We start from the raw sequence: 17,768 nt of genomic DNA, 5'->3' as shown, positions 1-17,768 counted from the left end.
ATATGGGGGAGGGGATTTCACCTTCTGTCGCCACCGAACGCCGCGCCGTCCTTCGGGCGGCGGCGCTCTCGCTCGCGTTCCTCGCGCCGTTCTTCTACCTGACCTACGGCACCGCGAACTGGCTGGCCTCGCTGCGGACAGACGTGCCGAACCTCGCCTTCGGCTGGGAGCGGCATATCCCCTTCATCGCCTGGACGATCGTTCCCTACTGGTCGATCAACGCCTTCTACGCGATTTCCCTCTTCGTCAACGATACGCCGGTCGAGGTCGGGCGACTGGCGCGGCGGTATCTCACGGCGCAGGTCATCGCCGTCGCCTGCTTCATCGCCTTTCCGCTTCAGGCGATCTTCATACGCCCCGAAACGGATGGACTGCCGGGCTTCATGTTCGACGTGCTCGGCGGCTTCGACAAACCGTTCAATCAGGCTCCGTCACTGCATATCGCTTTGCTCGTCATCATCTGGGATCATTGGCGCACCCGGCTACGGGGCATCTGGCTCGCCGCGTGGCACGTCTGGAGCCTGCTGATCGGCCTTTCCGTACTGACGACATGGCAGCACCATGCCATCGACATCCCCACCGGCGCGCTTCTCGGCCTCTTCGCACTCTGGCTGTTCCCGGCAGGGCAAGCCTCTCCGCTCGCCGGCTTCCGCCTTGCCGGACACCCAAAGGCCCGGCAATTGGCGATCTGCTACGCTGCCGGCTCCCTCGCCTTCCTGGCTCTGGCGATCTGGCAGACGTGCAGTTCGGGGGCGGGACTGCTGCTTCTCTGGCCGGCGCTTGCGCTCGCCATCGTCGTTGCCGGCTATGCCGGCGGCGGTGCGAACGTCTTCCAAAAAGATGGCAACGGTCGCGTCAGTGTGGCGAGCCGCTGGCTGCTGCTGCCCTATCGCCTCGGCGCATGGGCAAACCTCCTGTGGTGGACACGCCGACTACCTGCCGCCACACAGATCGTGGACGGCATCTTCCTTGGCCGCTTCCCGACGAAGAACGCGCTCTCCACCTATGTCGCCGTGATCGACATGACGGCGGAGTTGCCGGGCATGGTGGTGCCCGGCCTTGCCTGGCATGCCTTCCCCTCGCTCGATCTCCTCTCCATGCCCGCCGCCCGCATTCGCGAAGCCGCCCTTGCCGTCGAGGCGGCGCAGCGGCACGGCCCCGTTCTCATCTGCTGCGCCCTCGGCTTCCAGCGCAGCGCCATGGTCGCCGCCTGCGTTCTCCTGCGGGCGGGAACCGCCGCCAATGCCCCAGCCGCCGTGGCGCAGATCAAGACCACCGGCCGGCCGATACATCTGCCCTTCGAGGCCTACGCGGTCATCGAGGAGGCCGCGCGATGACTGAGGTGAATGGATCGATGACCGACGCGGCGCGCCGCCTGCAACGCAACGGTCTTGCGGGTGGGGCCGTCGCCTTGCTGATACTCGCCGTCGCGCCGCCGACAGCCGGAGCCTATGGCTTCACAGGTCCGCTCGCCTGGTGGCTGCTGCTTGCCTTCTGCCTGCTGCCGCTCGCGCTGTCCGTTCACCTGCTTTCCGACGCCGCCCTGTTCCGGCTCGCCGCGTCGCATGAGAGCGAGAATGCCGGCCTTGCCGCCATCGACGATGTTCTCGACCGCATGGGCCTGCGCAAGAAAGACGGCCGAACGGCCTCGCTGGCCGAGCGGCTTGCAGGCTGCGCAAGGCTGCTCCTGCTCCAGCGGGGAACGCTTCTCATCGCTGTGCTGCTCTACGCCATCCTGCTGCTCGACGGGATGGATGGAGGCGGCGCATGACCACCCGGGCCTCCCTGCTGCAAAGGGCATCCGGCGCTGCGCTGGCCGGCCTTTCACGCGCCGTCACCGGCGTTCGACCGATCTGGGTGGGCGTTGCGCCGAGCGGTCGGCAACGCATCTACTTCGCCAATCACGCCAGCCACGGCGATTTCATTCTGGTCTCGACATGCCTGCGCCCCGCCGAGCGCAGCCGCACCGCCGCCGTCGCCGGCTCGGACTACTGGAACGCCGGCCCGACGCGCCGCTTCATCGCGGGCAGGCTGCTGCGCACGGTGCTGGTCGAGCGCAACTGGGTGGAACGCACCGCCGATCCGCTGCAGGTGATGCTGGCCGCGCTCGATGCCGGAGAGTCCCTCATCTTCTTCCCCGAAGGTACGCGCAACATGACGGAGGAGCCGCTGCTGCGTTTCCGTTCCGGTCTCTACAATCTTGCCGTCGCCCGGCCGGATGTCGAGCTGGTGCCCTGCTGGATCGAGAACATGTCCCGCGTGCTGCCCAAGGGCGCGGTGCTGCCGGTGCCGCTGCTCTGCCGCGTCGTCTTCGGCGCGCCGGTGACGCTGGGCGAGGGTGAGGACCGCAAGGTCTTCCTCGACCGCGCCCGCCAGGCGCTTCTTTCGCTTGCCCCTGAAAAGGATGGAACCCGCCGATGAGCGACGACACGACACGTCTCTTCCTGGGCCTCGTCGCCGTGCTCACGACGGCGAGCGGCGTCGCGGGCCTTCTTTCCTGGCGCAGCTCCAGGCCGCTGCCGGCGACGCTGGAAAACCTCAACGCCCGCATCAAGGCATGGTGGATCATGGTCGCGGGCATCAGCCTAGCCTTCCTCTTCGGCAAGGGCGGCGTGATCCTGCTCTTCGCCTTCGTCTCCTTCGCCGCGCTTCGCGAATATGTGACGCTCACCAACACGCGCCATGCCGACCGCTGGACGCTGCTCGGCATGTTCCTCGTCGTCATCCCCGTTCAATATTACCTGATCTGGATCGACTGGTACGGCCTCTACTCGATCTTCATCCCCGTCTACTGCTTCCTCGCCATGCCGGCGCTGACGGCGCTGCGGGGCGATACGTCCCGCTTCCTCGAACGGGTCAGCGAGCAGCAATGGGGCCTCATGCTCTCCGTCTACTGCATCAGCCATGTGCCGGCGCTGGTGACGCTGCCCATTCCCGGCAACGAGGGCAGGGGGCTTCTGCTGATCGCCTTCCTTATCGCCACCGTGCAGGGTAGCGACGTGCTGCAATATATCTTCGGCAAGCTCTTCGGCCGCCGCAAGGTCGCGCCGAATATCTCGCCCTCGAAGACCTGGGAGGGGCTGATCGGCGGCATCGCCAGCGCCTCGCTGATGGGGGCCGGCCTCTACTGGCTGACGCCCTTCTCGCCGCTCGAAGCGGGGACGCTCGCAGGGCTTGCCTGCATCATGGGCTTCTTCGGCGGCCTCGTCGCCTCCGCCATCAAGCGCGACCGGGGCGTCAAGGACTGGGGCCATCTCATCGAGGGTCACGGCGGCATGCTGGACCGGGCGGACAGCCTCGTCTTCGCCGCGCCCGTGTTCTTCCACATCGTCCGCTACGCATGGACATGAGGCCATCGCCTTCCTTGGCCAAAAAGGGTATTCCCGTCGCCGAGTGGAGTCCCTTAAGGTGGCGGCAAGGCGAGGCCACGAAGACCAATATCGCCCCGCCGGAGGAAAACAGATGACGACCAAGACCTTCAACCAGCCGCTCGGCGGCAACGAGATGCCGCGCTTCGGCGGTCCCGCCACCATGATGCGCCTGCCGACGCAGCCGACCTCCGAGGGGCTCGACGCCTGCTTCGTCGGCATTCCCATGGATATCGGCACATCGAACCGGCCGGGCACGCGCTTCGGGCCACGCCAGATCCGCACCGAAAGCTGCATGATCCGCCCCTACAACATGGCGACCCGCGCCGCGCCCTTCGACAGCCTGCAGGTCGCCGATATCGGCGATGTCGCCATCGACACGTTCAACCTGCCGAAATGCGTCGACATCATCACCGATTCCTATCGCGATATCATCAAGAACGGCTGCAAGCCGCTGACGCTCGGCGGCGACCATACGCTCTCCTACCCGATCCTGCGCGCCATGGCTGAAAAATACGGCCCCGTCGGCCTCATCCATGTCGACGCCCATGCCGATATCAACGAGCACATGTTCGGCGAGCCAATCGCCCACGGCACGCCCTTCCGCCGCGCGGTCGAGGCCGGCGTGCTCGATACGAAGCGCTGCATCCAGATCGGCGTGCGCGGCACCGGCTATGCGGCCGACGATTTCGACTGGCCGCGCGAGCAGGGCTTCCGCGTCGTGCAGGTGGAGGAGTGCTGGCACAAGTCGCTGACGCCGCTGATGGAGGAAGTCCGCGCGCAGATGGGCGACCGCCCGGTCTATCTGTCCTTCGATATCGACAGCCTCGACCCGTCCATCGCGCCCGGCACCGGCACGCCCGAGATCGCCGGCCTCAATACGATCCAGGCGCTGGAGATCATCCGCGGCTGCTGGGGCCTCAACATCGTCGGCTGCGATCTCGTCGAAGTCTCGCCGCCCTACGATCCCTCGGGCAACACCGCCATCACCGCGGCGAACCTGCTGTTCGAAATGCTCTGCATCCTGCCGGGCGTCCAGCGGCGATAAATCGCGGCCGGCGGCACGTTGCACTTGCCCGGCGTTTCGGGCATTGATGCCGCGCTGCCCCGCCGGCCCTCATGGGCCGGCTTCCGGCAAAACCATTCTTTGATCAACAGGGAGCTTATCATGATCAAGCGTATCAAGCCCGGCCAGCGCTTCTCCAGCGCCGTCGTCGTCAACGGCATCGTCACCACGGCCGGCGTCACCGGCTCGGGCGCCGACACGGCCACCCAGACCCGCGACATCCTCGCCCAGATCGACGCGCTGCTCGCCGAAGCCGGCTCCTCGAAGGCGAACCTCATCAGCGCCGCCATCTGGCTGCGCGACATCGCCCATTTCAGCCAGATGAACGAAGTCTGGGACCAGTGGGTCGACAAGAACAACCTGCCGGTCCGCGCCACGGTCGAAGCCCGCCTTGCGACGCCGGAACTGCTGGTCGAGATCCAGGTCACCGCGCTCGTCTAAGCCGGTTTCCAGCTAAAGAAGGGCCGGGGTTGCGCAGGCAGCCCCGGCCTTTTCGTTTTCAGATCATGGTGCGCGGCTGGGCATGCAGGTAGCGCGCGACCTTGCGCTTGGCCGCGATATCCGCCCAGACCAGCTCCACATCGCTTTCCTTGAGGCCCGTTGCCTCGGCGATGGTCTTCGCCGGCACGGCGTTTTCCAGACCGTAAAGGCAGACGTCCATCTTGCCGTAGGGCAGGGCGAAGTAGAATTCCTCCTGCGTCTGCGGCAGCGAATAGGTGTCCGTGGTCGGCGGGCGGGAGAGGATTTCCGAGGGCACGCCGAGATAGGCGGCGAGCTGGTAGACCTGCGACTTGTAGAGATGGGCGATGGGCTTGATATCGGCCGCCCCGTCGCCATTCTTCACGAAGAAGCCCTGATCGTATTCCAGCCGGTTCGGCGTGCCGAGCACGGCGAAGTTCAGCCGGTCGGCATGGTAATATTCAAGCTGCTTGCGGGTGCGCTGCTTCATGTTCGTCGCCGCGACGATGCCGAGATAGGCACTGGCCGGCAGGCGCACCTTGCGCATCTCGCCATCCGGCGTGCGAACGACCAGAGAGGAGATGTTGTAGCCGCCCGTCGTCATGGAATTCTCGAAGACGATCTTGGAGGCCCAGCCCGTCGTATATTCCGGCACGGCCTCGCGGATGAAGGCGTCACGCCGCGCGTAGCAGCCCTGCGCCGCCAGCGACGGGCCGATATCCTCCACGACGCTGTCGATGCCGAAGGTCTCGGCCACGCTGCGCCCGAGACGCAGGCTTTCCGGGTCGGAATCGTTTTCCGGCATATAGAGGGCGAAGACGTTCTTCGCGCCGAGCGCCCGCACCGCCAGCGCCGCCGAAAGGCTGGAATCGATGCCCCCGGAAAGGCCGAGCACGAGGCCGCGCTTGCGCAGGTCCACGCGCAGCGTCTCGCGCATCCATGCGGTGATGCGCTCCACCTCGGCGGCCGGATCGAGCACGAGCGGGACGAAGGAGGGCGTGTGGGTCGTCTGTGCGGTCATGCGTTCGATCCTGTCGTGGGGGCGGGTTCGGCGGCGAGCCTGCGGCTGGCCTTGCCGGATTCGGTTTTGGGAAGAACATCCCGGAATTCGACGATCTTCGGGACCATGTGATCCTCGAGGTGCTGCGCGCAGAAGCGCATGACCTCCCGCTCGGTCAGCGTCGCGCCGGAGGCGGCGACCACCACGGCCTTGACGGCTTGTCCTAGAACATCGTGCGGCACGCCGACGACGAGCGCCTCGGCAATGCCCGGCATGCGGTGCAGCACATCCTCGACCGCCTTCGGCGCAACCTTCTCGCCGCGCGGCTTGATGATGTCGTCCGTGCGGGAGACGAAGGTGAGGTAGCCATCAGCATCAGCCGTGAAGAGATCGCCGGTGTGGAGGCGAAGCGTGCCGTCGCGCGGGTCGGGCCGCAGCGCCTTGAGGGTGGCGGTCTCGTTTTGCCAATAGCCGCGCATCACATTCGGCCCCTGCACCACCAGTTCGCCCACCGTGCCGGGCGGCACCGGCAGGCCGGCCTCGTCCACCACCTCGGTCCGCGCGCCCGGAATGGCGATGCCGACCGAGCCCGGCCGGGCGTCGATCGCTTCCGGCGGCAGATAGGCGATGCGGGTGCATTCCGTCTGGCCGTACATCACATAGGGGCGGACATGAGGCAGGAAGGCGCGCAGCCGGTCGAGATGGGCAAGCGGCAGCGGAGCGGCTGCGCTGGTGATGTAGCGCAGGCTGGCGAACGGGGCGGGATCGAGATCGCGGGCCTGCATCATCATGGCGGCCATCGCCGGCACCAGCGGGAAGCCGGTGACGCGCTCGTCGCGGATCCGCTCGAAGATCGCCTGCGGAAAGGCGAAGGACTTCTCGATGACGAGGGTCGCGCCGGTCAGCATGGCGGTCACGAGCTGGTTCAGCCCGTAACCGAAGGACATGGGCAGGACGACGAGGATACGGTCGGCGGCGGTGTTTTCGAGATAGGACGCAATCGACCGGGCGGCCGCGTCCATGTTCTCATGGGCGAGCATCACGCCCTTCGGCTCGCCGGTCGAGCCGGATGTATAGATCAGGGCGGCAAGGTCGCTGTCGGGCAGGGTCTCGCCGGCGAAAGGCTCCGCCTCCAGCCCGGCTTCGAAGCCGGCACCCGTCACCAGACGCGGCGCTTCGGCAAGCTCGGCAACGCTCTCGACGAGCCTTTCGAGCCGTCCTTCGGCCACCACCAGCGCCGGTCCGCAATCGCGCGCGATCTGCGCCAGCCGGGCGGCTTTGGTCGATGGATTGACGAAGCAGATGACGGCCCCGGCCATCCAGGTGGCGAAGACCGTGACGGCGGCCTGCCAGCCGTTGTCCAGCAGGATGAGCACGCGGTCGCCCCGCGTGATGCCCTTTGCGCGCAGCGTCGTCGCCATGCGGGCGGAAAGATCGAGGAAGCGGTCGTAGCTCAGCCGCACGTCGCCCGCGACGATCGCCTCATGGGCGCCGTCGCGGGTGGTGCTGTCGCGAAGATACTGCTCGATCCGCATGGGTTTCCGCGTCCTTCAGGCCGCCTGCTTGCGCGCGATGAAGCCGGCGATGCGGTCGATCGAATCGAGATTGGCCGGAACGATATCGGCGTCGGCGATCGAAATGGCGAAGCGTTCCTCGATGAAGCCCACAAGCTCGAGGATGCCGGTGGAGTCGACGAGATCGTTGTCGATCAGCGACTGGTCAGCGGGAAGCGGATGGCTATCGTCACCGAAAAGGAAGTTCTCCACGATGAAGGCGCGGATGGCGGATCTGGTTTCGTCGGTCATGGTCAGCGTGTCCCAATGTGCAATGCGGGTTGTGTCGATTGTGTCGTGCCGGTGCGGCTGAGCAGTTCCGTCGACAGGATGCCGATGAAAGCCGCATTGTCGCGGAAGCCGGTCGCCTGTCCCTTCAGCGCCTTCTCCTTCAGCTTGCCCACGGCCTGAACGTTGAAGAGGCCGCTTGCCGCAAGCCGTTCCGGAGAAAGCACCGTTTCGAGATAGGCGGGGCTGGTCGGCGCTGCGAAGGCCTCCGCATCCGGCGCCCGGTAGGGCTGCTTGGCACGGTCGATGATCGCTGCCGGAACGATGCCCCGCGCGGCCTCCTTGAGGAGGTGCTTTTCCCGCAGCCCCGACAACTTGGCATCCGGCGAAAGGCCGGCCGCGAAGGAAACGATCCGGTGGTCGAGGAAGGGGAAACGGCCTTCGACCGCATTGCCCATCATCACCCGGTCGCCCTGGCTGGACAGAAGATAGCCCGGCAGCAGGAAGGCCGTTTCCAGATATTGCGCCTGATGCAGCGGATGCCAGCGGGAAAAATCGGCCGGCAGCCGTTCGGCAAGCTCGGCGGCGGCATCGTAGTCGCCGAGCGTATCCTTCAGGCCTGCGGAGAAGAACAGCTTGGCGGCCGCCGTGGAGCGGAAACGCGGGCGATGGGAATAGAGCGGATCGTCCAGCGCCTCGGAGCCGAAGGAGAAGAAGCGCGCGAGATATTCCGGCGACTGTTGCTTGAGGCCCGGCAGATAGGGATAGAGCCGCTGGAAGAGCCGGGGCCGCCGGTGCGAATCCGGCTGCCGCCCGCAGAAGCGGCGCACGCGCGCCTCCCGGAAGATGTCGTAACCGGCGAAGACCTCGTCCGCGCCTTCGCCCGTCAGCACGACCTTCATGCCCCGCTCGCGTACCCGCGCGGACAGGAGATGAAGCGGCACGGGCGCAGTGCGCAGGATGGGGCAGCCGATATGCCGCATCGCCTCCGGCATATGCGCGGCAATCGCCTCCGTCGAACATTCGACGCTGTCCGCCTCGGCATCGAGCGTGGCGGCCATCTGCCGCTGCCAGTGGCCCTCGTCGTGCTCCGCGCTGCGGAAGGTGAGCGAGAAGGTGCGAAGCCCCCGCGTCACCGTCCGCGCGGCGAGCGAGGCGATCAGCGAGGAGTCGAGGCCGCCGGAAAGATAGGAACCGACGGGAACATCGGCGCGCAGGCGAATGCGGGTCGCGTCGGTGATGAGCGCGCGCAGCTCTTCGGCCTGCGCTTCGATGCGCGCGGCGGGGCGGATGTCGGCGCGGTCGGGATAGCTGAGCTGCCACCAGGGGCGGATCGTGCGCTGGCCGTCCCGAACGATCATCATATGGCCGGGCGGAAGCTCGTGGATGCCGCGATAGGCGGTGCGCGGCGGAATCGGGCACCAGAGGGTGAAAATCTGGTCGAGCGCCACCGGATCGATCTCCGCCGCCATGCCGGGCAGGGCAAGCAGCGCCCCGATCTCCGAGGCGAAGACGAGCGCGCCGTCATGTTCCGCATAAAAGAGCGGGCGCACGCCCATGCGGTCGCGGGCGAGCACCAGCGTCCGGTTCGGCGCGTCGTGCAGGGCGAAGGCGAAGTCGCCGTTGAAATCGTCGAGGCAATCCAGCCCCTTGGCTGCATAGGAGGCCAGAAGCACTTCCGTATCCGAGCTGGTGCGGAAGCGGTGACCCCGCGCCTTCAGGTCGTCACGCAGCTCGACATAGTTGAAGATCTCGCCGTTGAAGGAAACGGCAAGCGCGCCGTCCTCGCTCGCCATCGGCTGCGCGCCGTCGGCAAGGCCGACGATGGAAAGGCGGGTATGGGCAAGACCCGTCTCGCCGCGCACCGCAATGCCTTCGCCATCCGGCCCGCGATGCCGGAGCGCCGCCACCATGCGGCCGAGCCGGTCGGCCGCCGCTTCCGGCGCCATGATCTTTCCGTGATATCCCGCAATCCCGCACATGGCCGCTACTCGAACCTATCGCCGATGAGGCGAGTCCACCCCTCGCCGGCAAGGCCGTTGAGGAAGGCGCGGCCGCCGGTCATCGCATCGAGAAGGGCAGGGTCGCGGGAATGGACGACCGTGGAGGATGCGTGCAGGAACGCGCATTTCTTGCCGATCATCGCCTGCAGCAGGGCGGGCTGCGTGCGACCGCGGATCGCCACCAGGCCGCGCTCATGGGCATTGCGCAGCAGGCAATCGATGACGATCGGCTCCATGCCCTGTTCGGCCATGATCTGTACCACGCGGCCGATCCCGCCGGCATCGCCGTAATAGAGATAGAAGCCGACCACCTTGCCTGCGCGGTTCTTCACCACATGCTGGACCCGCTCGCCGTGCAGCGCCTTGCGCGCCGCGTGCCGCATCATCTCTTCCAGCACCGGCCGTTCCCATGAGGGGCGGAGCGCGAACCGACGCACGAGCTGCCGGCAGGCCTCGGCGGCATCGTCATCGGATGCCGGCGCGTCGGCGAAGGCGTCGGCCTTGCCGGCAAGGGGCGTGTAATGAGACCAGGACTGCTTGTTCCCGCCGCGCGTGATGACGGCATCGGCAAGGCGGGCGACGGGCCGGGCGAGCCTTGCCAGCGCGAGCCGCGAGGCCACCGCCTCCAGCGCGAAGGCGGCGGGCTTGAGGATGCGCAGCCATTCCAGGCTATAGGGCGCCAGAACCGTGGCGCGCGCTGTCCGCCACATGTCGGTGGAAACATCGTTCGAGGTTTCGCTGAAGGAAAGGTCCTGCGGTCCCGACAGAACCTCGCGCAAGAGGCGCGCGCCGGCGAAAGGGTCCGTGCCCCGGTCGTCGCTGACGAAGGTTCCGCAATTGGCGGCCAGCAGGCGGCGGCCCTCGAACTCCATTTCCACCGGCAGCACGCCGAGAAAGCCGGACACTGTGCCATCTTCACGCACATGGACCTTGGAATGAAGCTTTCCGCCCTGCGCCGCGCTATCGAGGAAGACGGTTGCCAGATAGGTTTTCAGGTCGTTGCCGGCCGGTTTGCCGGTCTTGCGGAGCAAGCGCTGGAAGAGGTCCGCGACGGCCTCTATATCTCCGGCTTCCAATGAACGTACACTCGACATCACGATCCGCTCAGAACCTGTCCATTCTGGTTCCGGCGGTTGTCCGCCGTCGATCCTGCTTACGGGATGAGCGTGAAGAAAAGGTCAAAAAGCGCGAAAACCGCGCCGCCGGGGCCGGTTTGCCGGGCGTTTGCAGGCCTCGGCGGCTACAGCCAATCCGGGAAAGTGAAATTACGGTAAATGATATCTTAAGACATGGAAAATACGATTCAGGCCAAGTCGTTGTGATTCCCATCATCACATCCAGGAGAACCCACCGGAACGGTGCCGAAGCAGCATGGTCGATACCACCACCCCCTATGCCGAACATGAGGATGCGCAGAACCCCGGCGCCATCCCCCTGATCGACTTCGGCCATGTCTTTTCGGTGCTACGTAACCGTTTCATCATGATCGTGGCCATCACGATCCTGTTCGGCGGCGCGTCGGTCTTCCTGTCGCAGTTCATGCGCAACTACTACGTCGCGACCGTCAGCATCCTTGTCGACCCGGAGGGTTCGCGGGTCGTGGAGGGCGACCTGCTCGACAAGGGCGGCGCGACGGACGCCCGCGCACTCAACCAGCAATATATTCTGACCTCCGTGAAGGTCCTCTCCTCGGTGGTGACCTCGCTCGGGCTGGCCGACGATCCGGATTTCGGCGCCGGGCAGCCCTACGAGCCGAACGCGGACCAGCGCGCCCAGCGCGCGCTCGCCGTCCTGCAGGGCGCGATCCGCGCCGAGTTGAACAAGTCCAGCTTCGTCATCAACCTCTCCGCAACCGCCTTCGATCCGCAGAAGGCGGCGCGCATCGCCAACGCCATCGCGCAGACCTATATCGACACCCGCATCGAGATGAACAACAGCCTCGTGCGGCAGGCGACCACGGACCTCTCCGCACAACTGGCGAGCCTCGAAAAGGCGGTCGAAGACGGCGACCGCGCGATCCAGGCCTACAAGGCCGAGAACAATCTCGTCGATGTCGGCGGCCGGCCGACCGCCGAGCAGCAGATCGCCGACACCAACACGGAAATCACCCGCATCTCCGCCAGCATCGCCGAAAACGAGGCGCTGATCTCCGAACTCGCGCTCGCCCGCTCCAACCCGGACTACCTGCGCTCGACCCCGGACAGTTCCCTGACGCCGGCGATCATCGAGTTGCGCAGCCGCTACCACGCCGCCCAGGAACAGGAATCCGTCCTGCGGTCGTCCTTCGGCGACCGTCATCCCTCCCTCCTCAACGCCAAGGCGCGGACCCAGGCGGCCTCCAAGCTGCTCGACACGCAGTTGAAGGATTTCACGACGTCGCTTTCGCGCAACGGCGACAAGCTGAAGAGCCAGCGCGAGCTGCTGCGCCAGAACCTCGCAACCCTCAAGGCCGGCCTCAACGAGAACGACCAATCCATGGTCCGCCTGCGTGAACTGGAACGCAAGCTCGCCAGCGACCGGGCCGTCTACGAATCCTTCCTGCTGCGCACGCGCCAGCTTTCCGGCCAGGAGCGCACCACCAGCGAAAATCCGCAGATCATCTCCGCCGCGCAGGTGCCGCTCGGCAAGGCCGGCCCGAAGCGCTCGCTGATCGTCGCGGGCGCGACGATGCTTGGCATGCTGCTCGGTTGCGGCATTGCGCTCGCCTGGGATCGCAAGCCCCAGGCGCGGGACCTTGCGGAAGATGTCACACCCCGCCGGACGCGGGCGGCCGGCGAAAGCCTCCCGGCGCGGCTCTTCGGATGGCTGCGGCGCGGCAAACGCAGGAAGCAGAACGAAGACCCCGAACTCGAACAAGTCCAGCACGATGAACCCGCCCGGCGGTTCGCAACGAACCCGGCCCCCTCGCGGGGCCTTCGGTCCGTAACGGAGCCGGCCGCACTCCATGGCAGCTACGCCGATATCGCGCAGGAGCTCCTTCAGGATGCCCCCGGGCAGAACAACTATTCCGTCGTGCTCTATTCCGCACAGCCCAACGCCAGCCCGGCGCGTGCCGCCCTCCACCTCGCGCGCACCATCGCCCGCACCGGCAAGACGGTTCTGCTGGTCGATGCGGAAGCCGAAGCCGGCCTCACGCGGCAGGCCTCGGCCACCGGCCTTCCGGGTCTGCACGATTCCATGTCACTGCAGCGGCTGGAAGGCGATCTCATCAACCTTTCCAGGGCGCGCGGCCCGTGGCTTCTGCCGGCCGGCCGGCGGTCGCCGCGCGTTTCGACGCGCCGCGGCCTCGATGCCGGAACCTTGCCCGACTGGCTGGACGCGGAGGGCTACGCCTTCGATCTCGTCATCGTCTATGCAGGCCGCTTCGACCAGCAGAAGCCGATAGCCGCGGTAGAAGCTGCCGCGGATCGCTTCGCGGTCATCGCAAGCCGGTTCAACCGTAAGGGAACCGAGGGCGCCGTGGCCGCCCTGCGGCAACGCGGCCTCTCGCCGGTCGTGCCCCTGTTCATCGACGACGAGGAAGGCAGCGTCTCGAGGGCGAGCTGACCGGCCGCCCCTTCATAGAAACGCTGCTTCAAACCGGGCCTGCCGCCCGGCATTGCGGCCTTCGCCGATAACAAACCGTTAAGCCTGTTTGTGTTTGGCGGCCCGGTTTTTCCCGGTTTCGGTCAAGAAAGACCGGGAAGATGGCCTTTGAGACGAATGCCGACAATCGTCTTCACTGTTTCTCGACAATGTTGGCGTATCCCCCGATCACAGAAATATACAACTCCCGGGAGTTCGCGGTGAAGGTTGCCCTGGTTCATTATTGGCTTGTCGGAATGCGCGGTGGCGAAAAGGTCCTAGAGACCTTCTGCGACATCTTCCCCGATGCCGATATCTTCACCCTCGTCGCCGATCCGGAGAAGCTTTCCCCGAAGCTCCGACGCCACAAGCTTACCACCTCCTTCCTGCAGAAGATCGGCGGACGCAAGCATTACCAGAAGATGCTGCCGCTCATGCCGCATGCGCTGGAATCCCTCGACCTGACCGGCTACGATCTCGTCATCTCCAGCGAGGCCGGCCCCGCCAAGGGCGTTATCACGCGGCCCGATGCGCTGCATGTCTGCTATTGCCATTCGCCCATGCGCTATATCTGGGACCTTTATCCGCAGTATCTCGCCGAGGCCGGCTTCCTTGCGCGCACGATCCTGGCCTTCGCCGCCCCCCGGCTGCGCCAGTGGGACGTCACCACCTCGCATCGCGTCGACCATTTCATCGCCAATTCAGGCTATGTCGCCAAGCGCATCGAGAAGTTCTACCGGCGCGATGCGACAGTCATCCATCCGCCTGTCGAGGTCAGCCGCTTCACCATCACCGATGGGCCGAAGGACTACTATCTGTGCGCCGGTCAGATCACGCCCTACAAGAAGATCGAGCTGGCCGTTGCGGCCTGCACGCGCCTGAACCTGCCGCTGGTCGTGATCGGCGACGGCGCGTCAGTCAAGCTGAAGCAGTCGGCCGGGCCGACCGTGCAGTTCCTCGGCGGCGTTTCCAACGCGGAGATGGAAACCCATTTCTCCAACTGCAAGGCACTGCTCTATCCGGGCGTCGAGGACTTCGGCATCGTGCCGCTCGAGGTCATGGCGAGCGGCCGGCCGGTAATCGCCTTCGGGCGGGGCGGCGCGCTCGAAACCGTGGTCGAGGGCAAGACAGGCCTGTTCTTCCATGAACAGACCACCGAGGCCCTGATGGCCGCCATCACCCGCTTCGAGAAGGACCCGAACCTCCTCTCACCCACGGAAATCCGCGCCCACGCCCTCAAATTCGAACCGAGGCGCTTCGAACGGGAACTGCGACGCTTCCTGGGCGGTCTGCCCGGGTTCTCCGACATGACGGAAAGCATGAGGCTCACGGCATGAAACCGATTTACTTCAACGGTAAGTTCCTCACCGCCGCCCCGACGGGCGTACACCGCGTTGCGGAAGAACTGATTCAGGCCACGGACCGGCTGCTCGCCACGCATCCGGATGCGCCCGAGACGATCATCCTCACCCCCGCGACCGAGGCGAAAACAGCTACCCTCACACGCACGCGGGTGGTTCACACGCCTTTCCTCAGCGGCATCGCCAAGAACATCCCCTGGGAGCATTTCGCCCTGCCCTGGTACGCCCGAAAGGGCCGGCTGATCAGCCTGTGCAATCTGGGGCCGGTCTTCCATACGGATGCGATCACGATGATCCACGATGCGCAGGTCTACCTGACGCCGGATTCCTACTCGCGCGGCTTCCGTCTCTGGTACCGTTTCCTCCTGCCGCTCATCGGAAAAACGAGCCGGCGCATCCTCACGGTCTCGGAATTCTCCCGGCAGCAGCTCGTCCGGTTCGGCGTTGCGACGGCGGACAGGATCGATGTCATTCACAACGGCTGCGACCATGTCCTTGCGCATGAACCGGACCGCGCCTTCGTCACCGCAAGCGGACTGAAGAAGGGCGGATACGTTCTCGCCCTCGCCAATACCCAGACACACAAGAACATCGCGGTCCTGCTGAAGGCATTTTCGGATCCACGCCTTGCCGACATGACGCTCGTGCTCTTCGGCGCGGCCAGGCGGGAGGATTTCGAACGGCTCGGCATGACGGTGCCCGCGAACGTCCACTTCGCCGGACGGATCAACGACGCGCAGCTCACCGGGCTGATCGCCGAGGCCTGCGCCTTCGCATGCCCCTCGACGACCGAAGGTTTCGGCCTTCCGCCGCTTGAGGCGATGATCCTCGGCTGCCCCGCCATCGTCGCGCCCTGCGGCGCCTTGCCCGAGGTATGCGGCGATGCCGCCCTCATGGCGGCCCCGGACGATCCGGGCGGCTGGGTCGGGCAGATCCGCGCGCTTGCGGACGATGCCGGCTTCTCCGCGCAGATGCGCGCGCGCGGCCGTGCGCACGCCGCGACCTTCACCTGGGATCGCGCCGCTCGCAAGCTGGCCCTCCTGCTCGGCCTCAGGGTCGATGCCAATGGAGAAGCCGACCGCTCCCATCAGTCCGTCGCAGCTGAGTAAGCCGCCGGCTCGCCCGTCTACACCTTGACCTGAGACGCCGTCTTCACCAGCGCGTCGAGCCAGTATTCACGCGTATGCGCCGTCGAGAAATTGTGGTCGGCATCGTCGAGGAAGACGATGCCGGCATTGTCGTATCGCTCGATCAGATGGCCCCTTCGGCCAAGACGCGCCTCCAGATTGGCGATGACGGGGTCGCCGTTGCTGTAGATGAGCGAAATCTTCGTTCCCCTCTCCGCCAGCCTGTCGAAGTCGCGCTCGCTGGGATTGAGGAAACGGGATAGGGGAGGGATGTGCGTCAGAAGCGGCAAGGCCTTGATCATGACCTTGTCGAAGACCTTCCGCAGCAGATGGCGCGCCTCCTTCAGGACATCGACCTCCAGGCGCAGGACCTGTTTCCAGTAGGCCTTGTTGCGGAACTTTTCCTTGTAGCTACCGAACGGCAGGACCGAGGCGATGAGCGCATCCACATCCGCACCCGGCCCGACGGAAAAGTCGAACGGGTTGACGGCGACGATGGCCTGAACGCCGTTCATATGGAGCGCACTTCGAAAGGCCGTATACCCGCCGCTGCACCGGCCGCTCAGAACCGCCGGATGAAGCCCGTGCGTCTCCAGGAAGTCAGCAGCCTCATCGACATCCTTTTCGAGGCCCGGGTGATAGAGGATCTGGTCGGGCATGCCCGGCTGCGGCGGACTGTCGGCAATGTTGGAAAAATCGAAGCGGAAGGCCGGGATTCCCGCCCTCGCCAGATCGCGGCAGATCCGCACACCGATCCGTCCGCGCCCTGACATGCGGTCGTATCCCGTGGAAAGGATGATCACAGCCGCTCCCTTCGGCGGCCCCTCCGGCTCGCAAAGCGCGCCATACAGGCGCTCCCCCTGGCCGAAACGCACCGGAGTTTCCCGAAAACCGTCGCCGACGAGCGGCGTGGCCCCGGGCGGACGGGACCGTTGCTCCGCAGTCACGCTGCCCTTCAGGCCGACTGCCCATTCCGCCAGCACGCCGATCGCCGCCTTCGGCGGAACCGACAGCAGCACATCCCGGATGAAAGCGTCGTAATTCTCGAACGGCGTCTCGCGCACCTTCGCCCCGAGCGAGGCGAGACGCTCCAGCAGGGCCGGATCGGTTGCCCGTCCCTCCTGCGGCAGGAACAGCATGTCCGGGGCAGGAGCCTTGGTGGATTTGGACACATCGAGCGCCCGGATGCCGGCAAGAACGGGATCCGGTATATGCTGCTCGCCCATGGCCGGCCCGCTCGGCAGCGTTGCATGCGCGATGGCGCCGTGATCGGCGATACGGCTCAGGGCCATGAATTCACGTATCCAGCGGCGTCCCGACAGGGCCGGCGCCGCGAGGGCAATGCCCGCGACGTCCCCGAGCGTCTCCGCCGCCTGCCAGGCGAGCGCAGCGCCGATGCTGTGACCGACAAGCAGTAGCCGCTTCGCGCCCGACAGGTCGCGCAGGACCGCCGCTGCGGAAAGAATGCTCTCGCGCCAGATATCGAGGCCCGCCGCATAATCCTCGGGATCCAGCGCATCGCCGGTTCCCGGATAGTCGAAGCGCAGGCTCGATATTCCCTGCCGGCCGAGATCGGCCGCCAGCAACCGCCAGAATTTCCGCGCGCAGAGTTCTTCCAACCCCCACGCGCCGACGAAAAGCACGGCCGTATCGCTCGGCTGCGGCGCGGCATGATAGAGGCCGACGGTGCCCGCGAAGGTTACGGGAAAATCCGCCGGCTCGAACGTCGTCGTGAACGGGCGGGAGCTGCCGTGGGCGGCTGTTCCGTGCATTATCAAACCTTTCCTGCCGCGAGATACCGCTGGCGAGACTTTCGATCAGCCCACAGAAAACCGGAATATCCTTAAGAAACCTGAATTTCCTGCCATTTTTCGCCCAATTTCGTGGATAAGCGCCCGCCTTCTCGCCTTCCCGACGCCTTGTTTCAGGCGGGAAAGGCCGAACCGTTCGGATTTCGGGAGGCGGCTTAAACAATTATCCAGATGTTGCGCCTATTAGAATCGGCCCAAACACCTCGCTTTCTTGCGCCCCTATCTGCC

At 65.8% G+C, this 17,768-nt stretch carries 15 protein-coding genes; 9 read left to right on the top strand and 6 right to left on the bottom strand.

Annotated elements, in window-relative coordinates:
* The first annotated feature begins 2 nt into the window (after positions 1–2).
* The 6 genes from K8M09_RS21180 to K8M09_RS21155 all read left to right on the top strand — a co-directional run bounded on the left by K8M09_RS21180 (position 3) and on the right by K8M09_RS21155 (position 4,875).
* On the top strand, positions 3–1,337 hold the full coding sequence (locus K8M09_RS21180) for a phosphatase PAP2/dual specificity phosphatase family protein (RefSeq protein ID WP_160785878.1): 1,335 nt from the start codon (positions 3–5) through the stop codon (positions 1,335–1,337).
* Positions 1,334–1,771: a hypothetical protein gene (locus K8M09_RS21175; RefSeq protein ID WP_160785879.1), complete on the top strand. Its 438-nt coding sequence runs from the start codon at positions 1,334–1,336 to the stop codon at positions 1,769–1,771. The genes K8M09_RS21180 and K8M09_RS21175 overlap by 4 nt, the downstream gene beginning before the upstream one ends.
* Positions 1,768–2,421: a lysophospholipid acyltransferase family protein gene (locus tag K8M09_RS21170; protein ID WP_160785880.1), complete on the top strand. Its 654-nt coding sequence runs from the start codon at positions 1,768–1,770 to the stop codon at positions 2,419–2,421. The genes K8M09_RS21175 and K8M09_RS21170 overlap by 4 nt, the downstream gene beginning before the upstream one ends.
* Positions 2,418–3,350: a phosphatidate cytidylyltransferase gene (locus K8M09_RS21165; protein WP_160785881.1), complete on the top strand. Its 933-nt coding sequence runs from the start codon at positions 2,418–2,420 to the stop codon at positions 3,348–3,350. Before K8M09_RS21170 ends, K8M09_RS21165 begins: the two co-directional genes overlap by 4 nt.
* A gap of 112 nt (positions 3,351–3,462) precedes the next feature.
* On the top strand, positions 3,463–4,416 hold the full coding sequence (gene speB / locus K8M09_RS21160; RefSeq protein WP_160785882.1) for an agmatinase: 954 nt from the start codon (positions 3,463–3,465) through the stop codon (positions 4,414–4,416).
* Positions 4,417–4,536: 120 nt separating this feature from the next.
* Complete coding sequence (locus K8M09_RS21155; RefSeq protein ID WP_170299472.1) at positions 4,537–4,875, top strand: RidA family protein; 339 nt, start codon at positions 4,537–4,539, stop codon at positions 4,873–4,875.
* 58 nt (positions 4,876–4,933) lie between these two features.
* Here K8M09_RS21155 and nadE read toward each other — a convergent pair whose 3' ends face one another.
* Genes nadE through K8M09_RS21130 form a run of 5 tightly spaced genes read right to left on the bottom strand, consistent with a single transcriptional unit; the run spans position 4,934 to position 10,771 of the window.
* Positions 4,934–5,914 (bottom strand): NAD(+) synthase, encoded by a 981-nt coding sequence (gene nadE, locus K8M09_RS21150; protein WP_160785883.1) that lies wholly within the window; start codon positions 5,912–5,914, stop codon positions 4,934–4,936.
* Positions 5,911–7,428, bottom strand: a complete 1,518-nt coding sequence (locus K8M09_RS21145) for a class I adenylate-forming enzyme family protein (RefSeq protein WP_160785884.1) — start codon at positions 7,426–7,428, stop codon at positions 5,911–5,913. The genes nadE and K8M09_RS21145 overlap by 4 nt, the downstream gene beginning before the upstream one ends.
* 15 nt (positions 7,429–7,443) lie before the next feature.
* A complete protein-coding gene (locus K8M09_RS21140; protein ID WP_160785885.1) occupies positions 7,444–7,698 on the bottom strand; it encodes an acyl carrier protein in 255 nt (84 codons plus the stop codon).
* A gap of 2 nt (positions 7,699–7,700) precedes the next feature.
* Complete coding sequence (gene asnB, locus K8M09_RS21135) at positions 7,701–9,656, bottom strand: asparagine synthase (glutamine-hydrolyzing) (RefSeq protein ID WP_160785886.1); 1,956 nt, start codon at positions 9,654–9,656, stop codon at positions 7,701–7,703.
* A 5-nt stretch (positions 9,657–9,661) separates the two neighbouring features.
* Positions 9,662–10,771 (bottom strand): hypothetical protein, encoded by a 1,110-nt coding sequence (locus K8M09_RS21130; RefSeq protein WP_160785887.1) that lies wholly within the window; start codon positions 10,769–10,771, stop codon positions 9,662–9,664.
* A 277-nt stretch (positions 10,772–11,048) separates the two neighbouring features.
* Here K8M09_RS21130 and K8M09_RS21125 point away from each other — a divergent pair, with 277 nt between their 5' ends.
* From K8M09_RS21125 to K8M09_RS21115, 3 genes are all read left to right on the top strand, one after another.
* Positions 11,049–13,223 (top strand): GumC family protein, encoded by a 2,175-nt coding sequence (locus tag K8M09_RS21125; protein ID WP_160785888.1) that lies wholly within the window; start codon positions 11,049–11,051, stop codon positions 13,221–13,223.
* A 239-nt stretch (positions 13,224–13,462) separates the two neighbouring features.
* Positions 13,463–14,578: a glycosyltransferase gene (locus K8M09_RS21120; protein ID WP_160785889.1), complete on the top strand. Its 1,116-nt coding sequence runs from the start codon at positions 13,463–13,465 to the stop codon at positions 14,576–14,578.
* Positions 14,575–15,711 (top strand): glycosyltransferase family 4 protein, encoded by a 1,137-nt coding sequence (locus K8M09_RS21115; RefSeq protein ID WP_160785890.1) that lies wholly within the window; start codon positions 14,575–14,577, stop codon positions 15,709–15,711. Before K8M09_RS21120 ends, K8M09_RS21115 begins: the two co-directional genes overlap by 4 nt.
* Positions 15,712–15,728: 17 nt before the next feature.
* Here K8M09_RS21115 and K8M09_RS21110 read toward each other — a convergent pair whose 3' ends face one another.
* Positions 15,729–17,501 (bottom strand): alpha/beta hydrolase, encoded by a 1,773-nt coding sequence (locus K8M09_RS21110; RefSeq protein ID WP_160785891.1) that lies wholly within the window; start codon positions 17,499–17,501, stop codon positions 15,729–15,731.
* Between the last annotated feature and the right edge of the window lie 267 nt (positions 17,502–17,768).

The sequence above is a fragment of the Shinella zoogloeoides genome (genome assembly GCF_020883495.1).
Taxonomy (GTDB): domain Bacteria; phylum Pseudomonadota; class Alphaproteobacteria; order Rhizobiales; family Rhizobiaceae; genus Shinella; species Shinella zoogloeoides.
The sequence above is the reverse complement of the archived record's forward strand: the minus strand, read 5'-3'. Positions and strand labels throughout refer to the sequence as shown.